Below are 15117 nucleotides of genomic sequence, written 5' to 3'. Positions count from 1 at the left end.
CATCCATATATTGCTCCTGGAAACGTCCGCTTCTCCTCGCTGATGATCCAGCGCCTGATTACCATCTCTGATGAACGTCAGTTATAGGCGCTCGCTCTCCACCCCTACCGCGTCAGCGGTTTAGTGCAAGAATAGTTATCTTAATGGTCCGATCAGAAAGCGCATTTGTGACCGAGACCTCACATCTCGTGAGCCCATCGCCGGGTCCGTGAACGGCCCGCTGTCGGTATGGCGCGACCGCCCCTTGTCGACCCTAACAGCCCGGCGAAATACCTCATGTAGCGGTCATCCGGGACGCAGGGGTAAACGTTGAACTGATGTCATCAATGAGAGCGAGATGGAACGGATGCGTGGGCCAGATGGTTTTACCGAGTCAATGTTCACGGTGTTGAAGCTGCACGATTTTGTACCGAAGGACCATCCGTTGCGCCCGATTCGCACCTGGCTCAATGACGCGCTTAACCGCATGGACGATGTGTTCGCGCGGATGTACGAGGCTGACGCGAAAGGAGGTCGGCCGAGCATCGCGCCGGAGAAGCTGGTGCGAGCTCTTTTGCTGCAGGTGCTGTATTCGATTCGTAGCGAGCGCATGCTGGTGGAACAGATTTCCTACAACATGTTGTTCCGCTGGTTCGTCGGCCTGCCGATGGACGGGACCGTGTGGGACCACTCGACGTTCAGCAAGAACCGCGACCGGTTGCTCGAACACGATGTGGTGGTGTTGCTCTTCAACGAGACAGTCGAGACCGCGCGTGAGCTCGGATATCTTTCCGGGGAGCACTTTAGCGTCGACGGCACGTTGATTCAGGCATGGGCCGGGCACAAGAGCTTTGTGCCCAAGGCAAGTCCGGACAAAGACGACACGCCTCCTGACGAACCGCCCGCGCCGAATGACAACTGGCACGGACAGAAGCGCAGTAACGAGACGCACCAATCCACGACGGACGAGCAGGCGCGCCTGTTTCGCAAGAGCAAAGGAACTGGAGCGATGCTCTGTTATATGGGCCACGTGCTGACCGACAACCGGCATGGCCTGGTGGTCAACGCACAGGTGACGCTGGCGACGGGCACCGCCGAGCGCGACGCGGCCGAGCTGATGCTTGCCGACGCCGCAAGTGTTGCGCCGCTCGGCATCACGGTCGGCGCGGACAAGAACTACGACACCGCCGGTTTCGTGGCCAGTTGTCGAGCGAACCGTGTGACGCCGCATGTGGCGCAAAACGATGGGCGTCCGGGGTTCAGCAATTGACGAGCGAACTACGCGCTGGCCGGGTTATGCGGTCAGCCAGCAAAAACGTAAACGCATTGAGCAGGTGTTCGGATGGGGCAAGACAGTCGGACGAATTCGACAAGCGATGTATCGGGGACTTGAACGCGTAGACCAGCTCTTCGTGCTGACGCAGGTCGGCTACAACCTGACGCGTATGCGCACACTTGCCGGTTGAGGGGCAGGAAGCGATGGATAACACCGATATGGTGAACCCGCGAGTAACGCCGAATGCCCGCAAACGTGTTCCGCGTTTCAAAAGTGCAAACCCAGCATCCGTCGTAATGCATCTGAGCGCATCAACGACGGATATTTCAACGGCGTGCTAAACTGCGATCGGCCTGGCCGTACCGAGCGCCCGGGAGCGGACGCTCATCCGGTCAAGCAACGGATGGCTGCCAACCTATTCATCGTGAAGCCCCCGTCTGGTGATGCGTGCGGTCTGTACCGCGTTCAGATTTGCGACCAGCCGCCATCGACCGGAAGCTCGGCGCCGGTCGTGAAGGTCGCGTCGAACGCGAGGAAGAGGACGGCCTTGGCGATTTCCTCCGACGTCCCGAAGCGCTTCATGGGAATAATGCCGACGGTGTGCCCCTTGACCTGTGTACGCATCTCTTCCGTAGGGAACACCTTTTCGAGGATGCCCGTGTCGATGGGGCCGGGCGACACCGCGTTTACGCGGATCTCCTGAGGGAGCAGCTCGGTGGCGAGCACCCGGGCGAATGACCGCAGCGCAGCCTTGGCGGCTCCGTATGTGGCTTGGCCCGGCAGTCCCTTGACGTTGGCGACAGAGGTCGTGAGGACGACAGCGCCTCCCCGATTGATCAGCGGCGCGAGCATCTGGACCGCGAAAAAGGGGCCCTTGGCGTTCAGGTTGAACATTTCGTCGTAGACGGCTTCGGTCACGCTCCCGAGAGGCGTTGGAATGCTGAACCCGGCGTTGACGAAAAGCAGGTCGATGGTGTCGAACTCGGTCTTCACCTGAGCGGCGAGGGCGTCGATGTCGGTCAACGACCGCGCGTCACTCGAAACCACGATGGCGCCCGTTCCAAGCTGTTTCTGCGCCGATTCCAGTCCGGCCTGCGAGCGACCCGTCACCAGGACCCGCGCGCCCCCATCGAGGAGCATCTTCGCTGTCGCGAGCCCCATGCCGCTCGTGCCGCCGATAATCACCACCTTTTTATCCTGGTACCGGTTCATATGTATTCTCCTTGAGAGGTTAGGGCTGCTTTGCTGATATTTAACTATTTTGTACTACTATTTATTTCAAAATACCGTAAGACCCGTGGACAATCATGTAACTCCGCAATCGCCTGCCGATTCCGATCACCGCGACCAATTTCGCCGCGACCGCCGCGCCTTCAGGACACCGCGCGCAACGATTCCGCGTACGACCAGTTGACGCCAGAGACGTTGACGACGGCCTGCCACGCGGCTTCTTGATTCGCGCCATCGTGGAGGTGTGGGTGGCGCTGCGCCTCAATTGGGCCTGAGAACTTCCCTTGAGCCGAGGCGAAGAATTGCCCTGAGACGTCGGTTCCGAACTCCGACGCCTGGAGGTACCGACGGGCCGCGGTCTCCGGCGTTTGATTCATGCCGGGAATGAGGTTCACGATTGGGATAAACAGATACTTCAACAACGGGCCAGCGTTTCGCACCACCTTGGTGTCGGTCGCTCCACCGGGCGATACGGCGTACACGGCCATGCCGGAGGGCAGCCGGCGGGCCAGCGCCGCGGTCCACCAAGCGATGATGAGCTTCGCGTCAGCATACGCATTGTTGGGCACGTACTTCACGTTCGGCCCGTTGCGCAGTAGGGCTTCCGTAGCAGCGGTCAGGTCGCCCTGGTGGTATTTGGCAGCGAATGCGTCCACGTCGGTGTACTTGAACATAGGTACGCCCCCCCGGGCAGGCTCCGCGCCGGCGATAACAATCCGCGCGTTGGGGCTAAGAAGGTTGGCGCGAAGCAACCCGACAGTCAGTTGATGATGGCCGATCAGCGGGGACTGAGAAGCCTCAACGCCCGCCGCAGTGATCACGCGCTTCTTGGTTGGGACCAATCCGGCATTGAGCAGCAGGAAATCGACCGGCCGACCTTGTTTGACCAGCTCGGCGAGCGCGGACTGGACGCTGGCCGGCGTGTCCAACTCCAACTCCAGCGGCGTTAGGACCTGTCTTTTGGTTTCCGCTGCGAGTTGAGCGGCCGCTTCCTTGGCCCGAGCCAGGCTGCGTCCGGTGATGATGATCTCGCGCCAGCCCTCTCCGGCAAGAGTGCGAGCTGCGGCATAGCCGAGCCCGGAGGTGGCGCCAGTGACGACCGCGATCGAATGTTCCATAGGTGTCTCCGTGTGGTGAAGGGTGAAGGCCGAGTCGTGAGGCCCCGCAGGGCCAGAAACGGCTTGTTAATTTAGAACTATTCGGTTATATATTGGTGCCGTAAAAGTTGTCAAGGAGTTTTGAACCAAATGATTCAAAATACCGCTAGGTCGCCGGGTCGACCACGCAGCTTCGACGAGACGGGGGCGCTGGAAAAGGCGATTCAGGTGTTCTGGTCGAAAGGCTACGATGGAGTGACGATTGACGATCTCGTCGCCGGGATGGGTGTGGGACGGCCGAGCCTGTATGCCGTCTTTGGGGACAAGCGGGCGATATTCCTGCGCGTCCTTAGGGGGTACGCAGAACGGAAGGGCGCGTCAGCCGCGAAGGCACTCCTCTCGCCACAGAGTCTTCGCGACTCGATCACGGGCTTTCTGAGGTACGCCGTCGAAAGCGCGACCGAGAAAGGGTCTGCCCGGGGCTGCCTTCTGGTGTGCGTCGCGCCGCTTGTGGACGACCCTGAGGTTCGGCAGCTCCTGCAAAACGCGGCCGCCGGTGGCACCGCGCTGGTGGAAGGTCGTTTCCGGGACGCAATCAGCGCGGGAGAAATCCCGTCCGACTTTCCCGTAGCCGCGCGCGCAACCCAAGTCACGGATTTAGCGCGTGGGCTGACCATGCGTGCGCAGTTAGGCACGCCGCGCAAGACGCTCCTCAAAGATGCTGAGGAAGCGGCCGACCTGGTGCTCCAACCGCGTCGTGGAAACGCGGCGCCAGAAAGTTGATGCCGGCGTTAAGGGGCGTTGCGGGGCAGTAGGCTTTGATAGTTGCCGCTTCGCGCGCCCCTCAACCCCGATCGATCGTTTCCCGTTGGGATAGGAGGGATCACCTTGATTTGGAAGTCGAAGCCTGTAAGCCAGTTGGCCCCAAGCGCGGTCCCTCTCGGGCGGCGATTCGCGGCAGCATGAGTTGACCATGCTCTCTCGAAATCGTTGTGCGCAATCTCGGCAACTGGAAACTCCGCGGCATCGCACGGCTTGTTTGTGACAACTCCGAATCACCTCAAGATGCTGTTGGTCGTACTGCAGAACGACTGCCGCGTCGTACACCTCCATCTGCCGCACTACGGTCTTCTTCGGCCAGGCCTCGAAGTACCAGTCGGAAGCTCCCTACTAGGCAAATTCGTCACCTCGATCTTCGTCCCAACGTCCGTTGTAGTGGCGCATGCTCGTGTCCGATGAGGCTTCTAGGGTTCCGGGTAGGCTACTCCGAAGCGGCCCTTCACAACCGGCCGTTCCTGGCCGAGGGCAGAAGTTCGAGCCCATCGACGAGGCAGCACACTGCTACCCCCTCATTGGATCAGTACTATCGGCTGCGTCGAAATCGACGATCACAAAGGATACCGCGGAGGTAAAATTCCGGCGTACTCCGTCGGGCGCGCTTTTCTGGCCGCGTAGCGGGTCAGGTACACGGTTTGCTTACAGTTAGGCGATCTGCTGTGCGTATTCCACGCAAAGAGAACAGCCATTCCACGGCAAAGTGAATCGTGATTCCACGGCAAAGCGAACAAGGATTCCACGCCATCGCGAACAAACTGAGCGCAGCGACGCGGGACCTTTGTCTTTTTACTCGGACTGGGGCTTCGCGGTCAATCGGCTACGCGTCTTGCGCAGTGATTCGCCCGCGAGGGTGATGCGATGTGCGTTGTGCACGAGCCGGTCGAGGATCGCGTCGGCGACGGTCGGTTCGCCGATCGCTTCATGCCAGTGATCAACCGGAATCTGGCTTGTGGCCAGTGTGGATCGGTGTCCGTGCCGGTCATCGAGCACCTCCAGCAGGTCGCGCCGAGCCGAATCGGTCAGCGGCGCCATGGCCAGATCGTCGAGAATCACGAGGTCCGTCTTGGCCAGTTGCGCGAGCCATCGCGCGTAACGTCCACTGCCGTGTGCGATCGCCAGTTCTTCGTTGAGCTTTGGCACGCGCAGATAGCAGGCGGAGAATCCCTGGCGGCACGCCTGAATGGCGAAGGCACAACCCAACCAACTCTTGCCGAGTCCGGTTGGCGCGACCAGGATCAGGTTCTGCCGCTCCCGAATCCACTCACAGGTCAGCAGACGGGCGGTGAGCGCCCGGTCCAGCCCGCGGGCGGTGCGATAGTCGATGTCCTCGGGCGACGCGTCGGGGACCTTCAGTCTAGCCCGGCGTAGCCGGGCCGCTGTTTGTCGCGAGTCACGTTCGCTGGCTTCACGCTCGACCAGCAGCCCGAGACGTTCTTCAAAGCCCAGTCGGTCGATGCCGTCCTGGGTCTGTTGCTCGGCAAGCGCCGCGGCCATGCCAGACAGGCGCAGCGCGTGCAGTTTATCGACAGTGGGATGTTGCAGCATAACGACTCCCTTTCAATGGTAATAAGACGGTCCGCGCACGTTGGCGTGCATGAGCGGCAGGTCAGCCTGGGCGGGAGTCGCTTCGGGCTCCCGGTCCAGGCCGTTCTTCAGCGTCGAGGCAATGAACTTGTAGTTCGGCGCGTTCAGATCGATGGCGCGGCGGCAGGCGGCTTCGAGGCGGTCGCGCCCGTAGTCCTTGCCCATGCGCAGCACGCCCAGGCAGGTTCGATAGTATTGCTGTGGGTGCTTGCGGGCGACCAGCAGGTGCTGGATGACGGCCGCCGTATGCGGACCGATGTCGGCGGCCCAGCTGCGCAGCCGCTGCGGATCCCAGCCTTTCGCGACAGCCAGGTGCTCGGGGGGCATGTGCGCGTCGATCGTGGTGTGGTGGCGAGGGCGGGCGCTTTTGCCGTGGGCGGCAATGCGTTGGCCACGATGGAAGATTTCGACGGTGTTGGCTGTGTGACGCATGTCGACCTGCTCGCGCGCGTAGCGGTACGGCACCGAGTAGTAGTGCTGATCGAGCTCAACGTGATAGTCCGGGCCGACGCGTGCGACTTTCCATTCCGCGTACTGATACGGCCGCTCGGGCAACGGCCTGAGCGCCGGGCGATCGATCTCGTCGAAGACACTACGGCGGGAGCCGGGCAATTTCTTGAAGGGCCGGTTGTTCAGATCGCTCAACAATGCGGCGACCGCCCGGTTTGCTCCGTCCAGACTGAAGAAGCGCTGGTTGCGCAGACGGGCAAGAACCCATCTCTGCACAAGAAGGACCGACAGCTCTGCTTTCGGCTTATCGCGGGGTTTCTTGCTCCGGGCTGGGATGACCGCCACGGAGTAATGCCGGGCCATTTCCTGGTAGGTTGGATTGATGTCCGGATCATAGAACCCCGGCTTGTGCACGCCCGATTTCAGATTGTCGGGGATCAGGATTTCCACCAGGCCGTCATAAAACGCGAAGGCACGCACGTGCGAACCAATCCAGTCCGGAAGCTGCTGGGTCCAGGTGAGTTCCGCGAATGTATAGCCGGACACGCCGAGCGCGGCGACGAACAGTTCGGCCTCGCGGATTTCGCCGGTGTCCGGATTGATGATGCCGAGCTTCTTGCCCGAGTAGTCGACGAACAGCTTCTGCCCCGGCACGTGCGTTTGCCGCATCGTGACCGGCAGCCGCTGCGCCCATTCCTGGTAAGCCTTGCAGAACCAGCTATAGCCGCAGCCGTCCGCATGCTGCGCCTTGTATTCCTGCCACAGCAGATCAAGCGTGACGCCCTTCCTGCCGATCTCGCGATGCACCGTCGGCCAGTCCGGCATGCCGCGCGTTGGCTCGCGCCGTGCCGGCGGCGGATACAGCCTCGCCTCGAGCGCCGCGTCGTCCGTCAGCAGTTCCGCTGGCAGCGGCCAGCTCAGCCCTGCCAGCCGCGTGCGGCGCAGGTAATGCCACACCGTTGTTGTCGAGGCGCCGACCGCATCCGCGATCTCCCTCTGATTGCGGTCGCACTCGAAATGCAGCCGCAGCACTTCCCTGATTTTTCGCATGGTCAACCTGACATTCGCCATTCGGCACTCCCGACAAAACCGTCGATCGTGCCACCGTTGACCCGCGTCGCCGCCACCCCGAAATCCTGTTCGCGATGGCGTGGAAACCCTGTTCTTTTTGCCGTGGAATCGGCATTCACTTTGCCGTGGAATTCGTGTTCTTTTTCCCGTGGAATCCCTGTTTACTTTGGCGTGGAATATTCAATCTGCTGATTCCGCGGTGGACCCTTGTTGAACCTTCGCAGACGATTCAAAAAATGACAACTCATACATCTCCGGCTTCGGACCGTTCGAACGTCGAAACGGGCGTACCGGGCCTCGACACCATTCTCGGCGGCGGTCTGGTCGGCGGCGCTTTATACCTGATTGAAGGCATGGCTGGAGCGGGCAAGACAATCCTGTCAAGCCAGATCGGCTTCCATCGCGTCCTTCAGGGCGAGAAGGTGCTGTATATGACCTTGATCGCTGAATCGCACGACAAGCTTCTCGGGCATCTGAGCGGCCTCAGCTTCTTTGACGAGAACGCGGTCGCGGAGAAGATGTTTTTCGTCTCGGGCTATCACGCGCTTATGCAGGGTGGACTTGATGGCTTCCTGAAGCAGGTTGCATCGAGCCTTCATCAGTATCGCCCGAGTCTGCTTATCGTTGACGGCTTTCGCAGCGCACGCGAATTCAGCGAAACGGACCTCGCGCTATCCAAATTCATCCACGAGCTGAACGCGCTGGTTGCCGCGATGAACTGCACGACGTTGCTGCTGGCTCCTCTGTCGGGCAATGAGCCACATCCGGAGCATACGCTTGTAGATGGCCTGATCGAACTCAACCGCTACAGCGACGGCATGCGGCGCACCCGTGAAATAGAAGTGCACAAGATGCGCGCCCGCGACCACATACTAGGCAAGCATTTCTTCCGGATAACGGACAGCGGCCATGTCATGTTTCCACGGCTGGAAGCACAATGTGCATCTCAGCCGGGTCCGGCCGACCTCCGATCACGCCTCGGATCCGGTATTCCACGCCTTGATGCGCTGCTTGGCCGGAGGGTTTATAAAGGGCTCCACGACCACGCTGATGGGCGCATCGGGAATCGGCAAGACACTTCTTGGGCTTCAGTTCCTGGCGGCCGGCGCGCAACGCGGCGAAAAGTGCGTCTACCTTGGCTTCTATGAGTCGCCACAACGGCTGATTGGCAAGGCCGAGTCCGTTTCGATCGCGTTGCGAGCGGCCTGCGACGATGGGCGGTTGACCGTCCAGTGGCAACCCGCCATTGAACTGGCCATAGACGAACTGGCAGCCACCGCTCTCGCTACGGTGAAGCACACCGGCGCGACGCGACTAATGCTCGACGGTATCGAAGGATTTCGCGACTCAGCAATGCGCACGGGCCGGTTCGGTCTGTTCCTGAACGCATTGACTCACCAGTTACGCGAAGCAGGGGTGACGACGCTTCTCACAGAGGAAGTGCCGTTTTATGCCGATCCCGCCGTTATGCGCGGGATGCGTCTGTCGGCCATGACCGAGAATCTCATTTTGCTGCGCTATGCAGAAACGGACACCGGTCTGCATCGGATGATCTCCGTGGTCAAGCAGCGGGAAAGCGCCCACGACTCTTCGCTTCGGGAGCTCGTCATCACCGAGAAGGGGCTCGATGTCATCGACGCTTTCCAGGGTGCGGCAGGTGTACTTGCCGGTCGCGGGGCCGCCGCAGGGAATGTTGGCCGATACGACAGCTAGCGCGCCATGAAAACAATCATGGTCGTCGACGACGAGTTCGATCTTCTGACTGTCTGGAGCCTGCTGCTCGAACAGGTCGGCTATACGGTTGTGACAGCGCCCAACGGAGCGGTCGCGCTTGAACTGATCCGGAAGGCCACGCCGGACCTCATCCTCAGTGACTGCATGATGCCAGTCATGTCTGGTCCAGAGCTATGCGCTGCCCTCTTAGAGGATCCGGACCTGCGGTCAATACCGATAATCCTGTGCAGCGCAGCCGTCGACATACCGAAGCAGCCCAATCCGGTGATTGCCTATTGCCGCAAGCCTATCTCACTTGACATGCTGCTTCCGATCATCGAGAAAATGCTGCCTTGAGCCCGAGCCCGCAGCGAGAGCGTGGGCTATTCGCTTCGAGCGGACCAATCGGGTTCGGAGAAGCCCAGTGGAACCACCTAGAGTTTGCATGCGTCCCTCCCAAAGATACACGCAGGAAAGACAAACACTTGCCGTGGCAAGCGCTCTTTTTGGAACGTTTCTTGCGTGGTGGGCGACACTGAAAAGCGAATCTGACCAACTGGCGGCCGCAGATGTATTCGATTTTGCTCGTGGATGACGAGCTCGATCAGCAGATCGAGATGCTGGCGGGACGGTCGCTTTGCGTGGCGTTTGATACGGTTGTAGGCGCTTTGGCGGCTCGTCAGGTCTCGCGCGAGCAGACGGTCAAGGTCGCGCTTCTGCCCGTCGGTAAGGCGCCGGGCAACACGCCGGAACAACCGCGTCTGGGTTTTCGCATGGATCTGCTCCGTGATGCGGTCAAGCGTTGAGAACGCCGGGAGTTCAACGTTCTGCGCGATGAGCTCATCGATCGTGGCGTTGATGATGTCGACTGGCTGGTCCATCGACAGGGCCGCCGTGTGCGCCGCGCGTGTCGCGATGACGTTGGCGTCGGTCCCGTAATAGGGCTTGACGCCGAGGTACTCACGAATTGTCAGGTAGTGCCGGAAGAGTGTCGGTGAAGTCTGCGTGTCATAGCCGAACTGAACCACGGAACCAATGTCCGCCGCCGACCGCACGTATTCGACGACCGATGCCGGAATGCTGTCCAGGGCGGGGAAATGATGCATCTGCTGGAAGACTTTGAGCAGCACCAGCAGGCCCAGTCTCGGTCGTTCACCCCGAGTCGAACGGCGGGCCCATTCGAGTTCGTCCGGCTGTGGTGTGTAGCAGGTTTGCAGGTCCCGTGTAGCAAGAACCTTGGGGAAACGCGGATAGGCGGTGCGCTCAATGGTTGCCATGCGAGTCTTCCTGATCGCAGAGGGCCGCTCAGATTAGCGCAAGAAAAAGCCCGTGTTACCAGGTCGCGTTGAAATGATCCTGCCTGTTTTCATAACCAGAAGTCTTATGATAGGAATTTACGCTTACCTCGCTCATACCCCATGTACGGGTTCGGCAACCTGGCATTCGATGCCGTCGTATTGAAGTTATCGCAAGCGGCTCGGCCAGCTCTAGGCGTCGCCGCGAACCAACCGTGATTGCCCGATCGCAGCAAGTAACGAAGCCAGTGATACCGGTTTGCCGACATGAGCGTCGAAGCCGGCTTGCAGCGCTTCCGCCACGTCTTTTTCGCGTCCAAATCCGGTTAAGGCGATTGCTGGCGTGGCCGCCGTCTGGGATAACTTCCGGAGTTCCGCGATGAGTTCATAGCCGCTCATTCCCGGCATGCCGATATCCGACAGGATCAGATCAAATCTGGCTTCGGCTGCTGCGGCGAGCGCGGCCTTCCCGCTGAGTTCGGCACGGACTTTCGCGCCTTCCATTTCCAGCAGCGTACGAAAGGCGTCCAGTGCGTCGGCAGAATCGTCAACAAGCAGCACCCGCAAATCCTTCAGGACGCTCCCATCAACCTCAATGTGGGCATGTTCCGCAGGCAACGAGGTTGCGATTTCGGGCAGTCTCACGGAGAACGTTGCGCCCCGCCCGACGCCATCGGAATGCGCGTGGATCTGGCCGCCGTGCATTTCCACCAGTTGCTTGACCAGCGAGAGCCCGATGCCCAGACCGCTGTGCTCCCGGGCGGGACCGGTACGGCCCTGGCTGAACATATCAAAGACGCGGGGGAGAAAATCAGGTGCGATTCCCTGTCCTGTATCTTCAACCTGCACGCACACGAATCCGTCTTCAGGCAAAAGAGTCACGTCTACCCGGCCTCCCGCCGGGGTGAACTTCAGCGCGTTACGGATGATGTTCCAGAAAATCTGTTCCAGACGGACTGGGTCAGCCTGTATCTGAACAGGGCTGTCCATGCCTGAAACGGATAGGGCAACGCCGCTGGCGGCCGCGTCAGACGCGCTCGCGTCGACCACCGTGCGCACGATTGCCGAAACATCGACGGATACCAGATGCAGCGCGAGTTTGCCGGTCCGCGCCCGGGACAGGTCAAGCAGATCGTCAATGATTTTTGCCTGGCCGACCACGGCCCGGAGAATCACATCGGTTGCATCCCGAACCAGCGGGATGTCCTGAAGTTCCGGTGCGCGCGTCAGCATCTCCGCCTTCACGTGTATGAGGTTCAGCGGGTTCTTGAGTTCATGCGACAGCACCGCAAAGAATTCATCCTTTTGCCGGTTCGCCGAGACGGCGCGTGTGCGGACCCGTCGCTCGAGTTCGAGCCGATCGGCCTGGCGGCTTTCGGCGCTTTTCCGATCCGTGAGATCGCGCGCGATTTTCGCGTAGCCTCTGAAGCCTTCCGTGTCGATCGCGGTCACCACGCCACTGCAATAGATCCGCCTGCCATCCTTGCGCACATGCCACCGTTCATCCTCGGCACGGCCTGCACTTCTGGCCTTCTGTCTCTCAGCCAGCGGCACGCCCTGTTCCCGGTCCGCCTCCGCAAAGATCAGATCGATTGGCTTTCCGATAGCTTCCACCTCTTCATAGCCGAACACGTTCTGCGCGCCCCTGTTCCAGCTCACTATCACGCCATCCAGGTCCTGCACGATGATCGCGTAGTCGTCTGTAGTGAGCGCGGCAAACTTCAACCGCTCTTCGCTGGCTCGCGCCACATCTTCCGCGCGTCGTCGCGCTGTGATATCGATCAGGGTCAGCACCGCGCCCTCGATGCGGTCATCGAGGGTCCGGTACGGCAGCAGTCGCACAATGAACGACTCTCCATCGTTCGTGCTGACTTCCCGTTCCGTCAGCCTGAGCGTCTCGAATGCAGCGGCCGCATCCTGTGCCAGTTCCGGATAGTTCAGGCGATGCCGGAGGTCCAGCAACGGCCGGCCAATATCAGTCTCGATCAGGTTGAAAATATTCACTGCAGGCGCGGTAAAGCGCTTGATCCGCATGGCCCGATCCACGAAGATCGTCGCGATGCCGCTCGAAACAATTAGATTCTGAAGGTCGTCGTTTGCCCTCGCTTCGTCTTCGACCTTCGTCTGGAGCTCGGCATTCACGGTGACCAGTTCCTCATTGACCGACTGAAGCTCTTCCTTGCTGGTTTCGAGTTCTTCCGTTGCCGAGCGCATTTCCTCGTTGATTGCCTGCAATTCCTCGTTCGATGCTTTCAGTTCCTGGGTCGACAGGTTCGATTGGTCGACGTTGGATTGCAGAAGTTCTTTCGTTCGGATCAGCTCGGTTTCGAGGTGGGATACGACCCGGTCCTGACCAGGGTTGCGAGCCGGATCGGCTGAGCCGCTCTCTTCTGCTTCGTCAGACTCGTCGAAGAAGATGGCGACGACGTCGCCACCTGCTGCGTCGTCGTGAAATGGGTGCACAGAGAGTCTGACATAGGAGGGCGCGTCGCCCCGTGAGAATCGTACCCGTTTAACCTCGACGCTTTTTCCATGCTGTAACGCCTGATAGAGCGCCGTTCTCAATTCCAGACGCAGATCAGGATTCACAACGGTGAGCAGGTTGTGGGATGGCTCGCCGCCCACGTAACGCAAGAAACGTCCGACATGTTCAGACATATGCAGGATTTCAGCGTCCCGGTCGACGAGGATGCTCGGTGGCGAGAAGTATTCGATGACACGCTGATGCAACGGCGCAAACGAAAAACTTGCTGGTCTGGCTAAGGGCCGCGCGACGTCGACCTGGGATAAGTGCGGTGTTTTCCCGGTTGACGTTTGTTGGGGCGTCACTCGCGTTCTGCGAGTGACGGCTTTTGCGCGGTAGATGCGGTTTTTCTTGTCTATGGGGGTGAACAGGTCCTGAGCTATCTCGGCTGATTCGGAGCTCCCAAGGAAAAGGAATCCGCCAGGCCGCAAGGCGAAATGAAAAGTTTGCAGGACCTGTCGCTGAACATCGCGGTCAAGATAAATGAGCAGATTGCGGCACGTCACCAGGTCGAGCTGCGAGAAGGGCGGGTCACGCAAGATGTTGTGTGCGGCAAAGAGGACCTTTTCCCTAAGCGCCTTGCTTACGATGTAAAACCCCCGCGTGTGCGTAAAAAACTGCCGCAGCCGCGAAGGCGGCACGTCGGTCAGGATGGACTCGAGATACCGGCCGGAACGCGCCGACTCAATGGCGCGTTCATCAATGTCGGTGGCGAATACCTGAATGCCGGGCCGTTGATTTTCTTCGGCCAACCGTTCGCACAACAGCATGGCAAGCGAATAGGCTTCTTCACCCGTCGAGCAGCCTGCAACCCATGCGCGAGCTTGTTCTTCGTCAGTTTTACCTTCCAGGATTCTGGGTACGACCTCTCGTTCCAGCGCTTCGAATGCTTCACGATCGCGGAAAAAATTGGTTACGCCAATCAGCATGTCTCGAAGCAATCCCCTGTTTTCGTCGGGGTGTCGTTCCAGAAAAAGGAGGTACGAGGGCAGATCGGGAAGCGCATTGACCTGCAGGCGCCGTTCGATGCGCCGCAACACCGTTGCGCGCTTGTAGTGACGGAAGTCATGTCCGGTATGAACTCGCAGAGCCTTGAGAATTTCCTGCAATGCGCTCTCTGCGGTTGCTACCGCATTTTCACTTGACGGGGCCGCAGCTATCGGAGGCTCGCCTTCAACCCTCGGTAGCTGGATCACCTGCGCATTGCGCCATAGCTCGAGCAGCTTTTGCGGAAGATCGACGACCGGCAGCGACATGTCTATGAGCCCGGTCGCAATGGCGTTTTGCGGCATCTCGCCGTATTCGGCGTCGTCCGGGCTCTGAGTCAGCGTGACGCCACCACATTCCTTGATCCGGCCGATCCCGGCGCTTCCGTCACTGCCTGTGCCGGAAAGGATTACGCTTATGGCACGCGTGCCGTGCGCGTCCGCAAGACTGCGGAAAAACCGGTCGATCGCCACCGGCCTGCCTGACGGCCGCTCCGCCGGCGTCACGCGAAGGTAGCCATCGAACATGGATAGATCGTTGGACGGCGAGATCAGATAGATGGAGTTCTTCTCGATGTGTGTCGGCTCACGAACCTGCATGACAGGCATTGAGGTTGCCCGCTGCAACACCTGGTCGGCGCGGCTTTCGTACTTTGGGGAAAGATGCAGTACGACGACAAACGCCATACCACTGTCTGCGGGCATTTGCTCAAAGAGACGAAGAAGCGCCTGGATCCCGCCGGCAGATGCGCCAATGCCAACCACGGGAAACGTTGGGGATCTAGACGAAGCAGGCGTCGCGCCGGATTGTCCAGGGCCCGGATCGGAGGATGTTGGCGTGGTCATCAGTAGGGGCGATGGGGCTGTAGACAGCCCCGGTTGGTTTGCTGTGGGACGGTGGCATGAGTCATCCAGCGTACACCGGACGATGTAGACAGGAAAGCAGAAGTCGCGCCGGGTTGGCCGCCACGGTCGAGCAGGCAAGAGTTACCGGGTCGAATTCCAGGTTGTGTACTTTTGGGCGCGGTTTCCAACACGTGACATGCGCTGCTGGCGGCAAGGTTGCTTCCCCAAT

At 60.1% G+C, this 15117-nt stretch carries 7 protein-coding genes and 3 pseudogenes; 4 read left to right on the top strand and 6 right to left on the bottom strand.

Going from position 1 to position 15117, the window contains the following annotated elements:
- Window positions 1-346 precede the first annotated feature (346 nt).
- Window positions 347-1445 (top strand): annotated as a pseudogene (locus P0D84_RS44420) (IS5 family transposase).
- Window positions 1446-1720: 275 nt separating this feature from the next.
- On the opposite strand, the gene P0D84_RS44415 reads toward P0D84_RS44420, so the two are convergent.
- Together P0D84_RS44415 and P0D84_RS44410 are read right to left on the bottom strand one after the other, a co-directional pair.
- Window positions 1721-2467, bottom strand: a complete 747-nt coding sequence (locus tag P0D84_RS44415) for an SDR family oxidoreductase (protein WP_408349383.1) — start codon at window positions 2465-2467, stop codon at window positions 1721-1723.
- A gap of 161 nt (window positions 2468-2628) precedes the next feature.
- Window positions 2629-3603, bottom strand: a complete 975-nt coding sequence (locus P0D84_RS44410) for an SDR family NAD(P)-dependent oxidoreductase (RefSeq protein WP_408349380.1) — start codon at window positions 3601-3603, stop codon at window positions 2629-2631.
- 129 nt (window positions 3604-3732) lie between these two features.
- Here P0D84_RS44410 and P0D84_RS44405 point away from each other — a divergent pair, with 129 nt between their 5' ends.
- On the top strand, window positions 3733-4365 hold the full coding sequence (locus P0D84_RS44405; RefSeq protein WP_408349378.1) for a TetR/AcrR family transcriptional regulator: 633 nt from the start codon (window positions 3733-3735) through the stop codon (window positions 4363-4365).
- Between the two features lie 840 nt (window positions 4366-5205).
- Here the strand turns inward: P0D84_RS44405 and istB are convergent.
- On the bottom strand, window positions 5206-5964 hold the full coding sequence (istB, locus tag P0D84_RS44400; protein ID WP_408349375.1) for an IS21-like element helper ATPase IstB: 759 nt from the start codon (window positions 5962-5964) through the stop codon (window positions 5206-5208).
- A 12-nt stretch (window positions 5965-5976) separates the two neighbouring features.
- Window positions 5977-7524, bottom strand: coding sequence for an IS21 family transposase (gene istA / locus P0D84_RS44395; protein WP_408349372.1), 1548 nt, complete (start codon window positions 7522-7524; stop codon window positions 5977-5979).
- 236 nt (window positions 7525-7760) lie between these two features.
- On the opposite strand from istA, the pseudogene P0D84_RS44390 reads away from it, so the two are divergent.
- Window positions 7761-9237, top strand: a pseudogene (locus tag P0D84_RS44390) (ATPase domain-containing protein).
- A 6-nt stretch (window positions 9238-9243) separates the two neighbouring features.
- Entirely contained in the window at window positions 9244-9594 is a 351-nt protein-coding gene (locus P0D84_RS44385) for a response regulator (RefSeq protein WP_408349369.1), read from the top strand.
- Window positions 9595-9830: 236 nt separating this feature from the next.
- Here P0D84_RS44385 and P0D84_RS44380 read toward each other — a convergent pair.
- Both P0D84_RS44380 and P0D84_RS44375 read right to left on the bottom strand, forming a co-directional pair.
- Window positions 9831-10514: pseudogene (locus P0D84_RS44380) on the bottom strand (DUF4158 domain-containing protein); the annotation flags it as partial.
- 210 nt (window positions 10515-10724) lie between these two features.
- Window positions 10725-14888, bottom strand: coding sequence for a CheR family methyltransferase (locus P0D84_RS44375; protein WP_408349366.1), 4164 nt, complete (start codon window positions 14886-14888; stop codon window positions 10725-10727).
- Window positions 14889-15117: the final 229 nt, after the last annotated feature.

Source organism: Paraburkholderia sp. RL17-337-BIB-A (assembly GCF_046025895.1).
In the GTDB taxonomy this organism is placed as follows: domain Bacteria; phylum Pseudomonadota; class Gammaproteobacteria; order Burkholderiales; family Burkholderiaceae; genus Paraburkholderia; species Paraburkholderia fungorum_C.
Note: the sequence above shows the minus strand (reverse complement) of the source record. Positions and strands in the feature narration are given on the sequence as shown.

Coding starts and splice junctions, on each gene's coding strand:
- P0D84_RS44415 (WP_408349383.1), bottom strand. CDS start 2,467: ATGAACCGGTACCAGGATAAAAAGGTGGTGATTATCGGCGGCACGAGC.
- P0D84_RS44410 (WP_408349380.1), bottom strand. CDS start 3,603: ATGGAACATTCGATCGCGGTCGTCACTGGCGCCACCTCCGGGCTCGGC.
- P0D84_RS44405 (WP_408349378.1), top strand. CDS start 3,733: ATGATTCAAAATACCGCTAGGTCGCCGGGTCGACCACGCAGCTTCGAC.
- istB (WP_408349375.1), bottom strand. CDS start 5,964: ATGCTGCAACATCCCACTGTCGATAAACTGCACGCGCTGCGCCTGTCT.
- istA (WP_408349372.1), bottom strand. CDS start 7,524: ATGGCGAATGTCAGGTTGACCATGCGAAAAATCAGGGAAGTGCTGCGG.
- P0D84_RS44385 (WP_408349369.1), top strand. CDS start 9,244: ATGAAAACAATCATGGTCGTCGACGACGAGTTCGATCTTCTGACTGTC.
- P0D84_RS44375 (WP_408349366.1), bottom strand. CDS start 14,888: ATGACCACGCCAACATCCTCCGATCCGGGCCCTGGACAATCCGGCGCG.